Genomic DNA, 3,634 nt, shown 5'->3' with positions numbered 1-3,634 from the left:
TCAGGAGGCCGATCTTGGTGCGGCCCAGCGTCCAGGCCAGCAGGCCGAAGACGAAGACGCCGATCACCACCGCGAGGATGCGGTACTTGCTGATCGCGGCATCGCCGATGAGCAGCGAACCGCGCAAGGCTTCGGGCAGCGGCAGCGGGATCTGCGCCGGGCCCCAGATGACCTTGATCAGCTCCTCGCCGATGATCATGCCGCCCATCGTGATGAGGATCTGCTTCAGGTGCTGGCCGTACACGGGCCGCACGATGAAGCGCTCGAAGGCCAGGCCGACCGCCCCGGCGACCGCCATCGCGACCAGCATCGCGGGGAACACGGCCACGAGATTGCGCCACAGCGCGCCCGAGCCGGTCCAGTCGCCCATCAGGCCGAGCACGCTGCTGGCCACGAAGGCGCCGAGCGCGATGAACACGCCGTGGCCGAAGTTGAGCACGTCCATCAGGCCGAAGATCAGCGTCAGGCCCGAGGCGATGATGAAGATGATCATGCCCATTGCAAGGCCGGCGACCGTGAGCGTGAGCCAGGTCGAGGCCGAGCCCGTGAGCGGCAACGCGATCAATGCAAGCACCGGCACCAGCAGCAACGGCTTCCAGTCAAAGTCCAGGTTTTTCATAGCGCCAGTCCCAGCAGGGATTGCTGCAATTGTTCGTCGGCCGAGAAGGCGGCCATGGGGCCGCTATGGACCACGCGGCCGTTGTCCATCACGGCCACCGTGTCGCCCAGCCGCTGCGCGAAGCTGATGTTCTGCTCGACCAGCAGGATCGTCACGCCGCTGCGCTTGAGTTCGCCGAAGGCGTCGATCATGTTGTTGATGATGGCCGGCGCCAGACCCTTGCTGGGCTCGTCGATGACCAGCAGCTCGCGCGGCTCGACGATCGCGCGCGACACCGCGAGCATCTGCTTCTGTCCGCCCGACAGCTTGCCCGCCGGGTGGTTCCAGAACTTCTCGACCGCGGGGAAGAGCTTGAAGATCCACTTGAGCCGCGCATCGTCCATCTGCTCGGCGTTCTTGGCGCGGCGCGCGGCCAGCAGCATGTTCTCCTTGACCGTGAGGTCCGAGAAGATGCCCATGTTCTCGGGCACGTAGGCGATGCCGAGCTCGGCGATCTGCGGCGTGTGCAGCGCGGTGATGTCCTTGTCGCCGAAGCGCACGCTGCCTTGCGAGGCATGCCACAGGCCCATCAGCGTGCGCAGCGTGGTGGTCTTGCCGGCCCCGTTGCGGCCGAGCAGCATCGTGAGCTGGCCGCGCGGCACGGCCAGGTCGACGCCGTGCAGGATGTGGTACGCGCCGATGTGCGTGTGCACGCCCTTCATCTCGAGCAGATTCGTGCTCATGCCGCCTCCTTCGCGACGCCCAGGTAGGCCTCTTGAACGATGGGCGAGGCGATGACCTCCGCCGGCTCGCCGTCGGCCACCAGTTGCCCGTTGTGCAGCACGATGATGCGGTCGGCGAGTTCGCGCACCACGTCCATCTTGTGCTCGACCAGCAGGATGGTCTTGCTCTTGTCCTGCTTCAACTTGCGGATCAGGTCGAGGATCACGGGGGCCTCGGCCGCGTTCATGCCCGCCGTGGGTTCGTCGAACATGAAGACCTTGGGCTCGAGCGCCATCAGCAGCGCCACTTCGAGCTTGCGCTGGTCGCCGTGCGGCAGGCTGGCGACGGTCGCGTGTTCCTTGGTCTTGAGCGCCACGTCGGCCAGGATCCGGTCGGCGCGCTCGGTCAGCGCGCGATGGTCGCTCCAGATGCTCCAGAGGTTGAGGCCGCGCCGGTGCGCGCCCTCGCGCGTCGCCTGCACCGCGAGCCGCACGTTCTCGAGCACCGTGAGGTTCGGGAACAGGTTCGTCAACTGGAAGGCGCGCCCGAGCCCCGCATGCGTGCGCGCCGAGGCCGGCAGCCCCGACAGCAATTGCCCGTCGAGCGACACCGTCCCCGCGGACGCCTTGAGCTGCCCCGAGATCAGGTTGAAGTACGTGGTCTTGCCGGCCCCATTGGGACCGACGATCGCAGTGAGCGTGCCCGGCGCGAACGCGCACGAGACAGCATTCACCGCCACGTGTCCGCCGAAGCGAATGGTGAGATCTTTGGTTTCGAGCATGAATTGAACCCGGCCGGCGCAGCCAGGCCCGTTGGTGAAACACCGAGGAACCGGCTCTGCCGGGCCTCTGGTGTTGCCCCCGGTAGGGGGTGGGCGCCCCGACACGAAGTGCGGGGCAACCTGGGGGCGAGCTTTTTTTAGCGCTTGTTTTTTATGGGGATGTCCATCTCTTCCGGCTTGATCTCATGCACCAGCTCCGGCACGCCCCAGGCGAACGCCGGATCGACCTTGATCTTGAAGTGGTACATGCTCTGCATCGCCTGGTGGTCTTCCTTGCGGAAGGTCATCTTGCCCTTGGGCGTGTCGAAGCTCATGCCTTCCATGGCGGTGATCAGCTTGTTGGTGCTGGTGTCGCCGCCGGTCTTCTTGAGCGCCGTCACCACCGCCATCGCGGCCGAGAAGCCGCCGGCCGTGAAGAAGTCCGGCGGGGTCTTGAATTCCTTGTAGTGCATCGCGACCATGGCCTCGTTGACCGGGTTCTTCGGAATTCCGAAGTAGTAGTAGGCCGCGCCTTCCATGCCCGGCAGCGCCTTGTAGGCCGCCATCGCCGGCAGGATGTTGCCGCCGGTCGCGATCTCGATGCCATAGCGCTTCAAGTCGAGGTCGACGATCTTGAACGGGTTGCCGGCACCGGCCCAGACGATCCAGATGATCTTGCGGCCCGGCTGGTCCTTGAGCTTGTCGATCAACCGCTGCGCGCCGGCCGTGAAGTCGGTGGTCGCCGGCGGCAGGTATTCCTCATGGACCAGCTTGGCCTTCTTCAGCGCGGTGCCGAAAGCCTTCACGCCGTCGCGGCCGAAGGCGTTGTCCTGGGCCAGCGTGGCGACCGTGACGCCGGGCTTGTCGATCGCCACCGCGTTGCTGATCGCGTCCTGCGAGCTGTTGCGGCCGGTGCGGAAGATGTACTTGTTCCACTTGTCGCCGGTGATCGAATCGGCCACGGCGGGCTCGACCAGCAGGATCTTCTTGTATTCCTCGGCCACCGGCAGCATCGCCAGCGCCACGCCCGAGGAGGTCGGGCCGACCGCGAGCGCGGCCTTGTCGTCGGCGTAGGCCGCGGCCAGCAGCGACTTGCCAAGGTCGGGCTTGCCCTGGTCGTCCTTCTCGATCACGACGATCTTCTTGCCGTTGACGGTCATGGTGCCGCCGGTCGCGTAGTCCAGGCCCATCATGAAGCCGGTCTGGGTCTGCTTGCCGTAGGCCTCGAGCGGGCCGGTCTTGCTGTAGACGTGAGCGATCTTGATCTCGTTGGACTGGGCCCAGGCCGGGACGGTCAAGGCGCCAGCGGCAGCCAGGGTGGCCAGCGCGACGAGGTAGCGACGTTGCATTCTTTGTCTCCTGAAGGTGATGGCTGAATATTGCACAGTTCATGCCAGCTTCCATCACATTGAAAACAAAGGACTTTCCCTTGCATCACCCCTGAATCGCCTGGAATCAGGACAGTTGTGTTGTCCGTTTTTCAGGCAATTGCATGTTTTTTATTCAGGGTTTTCCAGACGTTCGTAGAGGGTCGCGCGCGAGATGCCCAAGAG

4 protein-coding genes are annotated in these 3,634 nt (G+C 65.0%); all 4 read right to left on the bottom strand.

The genetic code is table 11. The annotated features are described in order from the left end of the window. A partial coding sequence (locus tag AC1D2K_RS31880; protein ID WP_478094089.1) for a branched-chain amino acid ABC transporter permease occupies positions 1-619 on the bottom strand: 619 nt, incomplete at its 3' end. After that, on the bottom strand, positions 616-1,341 hold the full coding sequence (locus AC1D2K_RS31875) for an ABC transporter ATP-binding protein (RefSeq protein WP_478094087.1): 726 nt from the start codon (positions 1,339-1,341) through the stop codon (positions 616-618). The genes AC1D2K_RS31880 and AC1D2K_RS31875, both read right to left, overlap by 4 nt. Continuing rightward, positions 1,338-2,102, bottom strand: a complete 765-nt coding sequence (locus AC1D2K_RS31870; RefSeq protein ID WP_478094085.1) for an ABC transporter ATP-binding protein — start codon at positions 2,100-2,102, stop codon at positions 1,338-1,340. The genes AC1D2K_RS31875 and AC1D2K_RS31870 overlap by 4 nt, the downstream gene beginning before the upstream one ends. Positions 2,103-2,239: 137 nt before the next feature. Continuing rightward, positions 2,240-3,430 (bottom strand): substrate-binding domain-containing protein, encoded by a 1,191-nt coding sequence (locus AC1D2K_RS31865; RefSeq protein ID WP_478094083.1) that lies wholly within the window; start codon positions 3,428-3,430, stop codon positions 2,240-2,242. Positions 3,431-3,634: the final 204 nt, after the last annotated feature.

The organism is Variovorax sp. P1_H12_2 (genome assembly GCF_056405335.1).
This window is presented reverse-complemented; position numbering and strand designations above follow the sequence as displayed.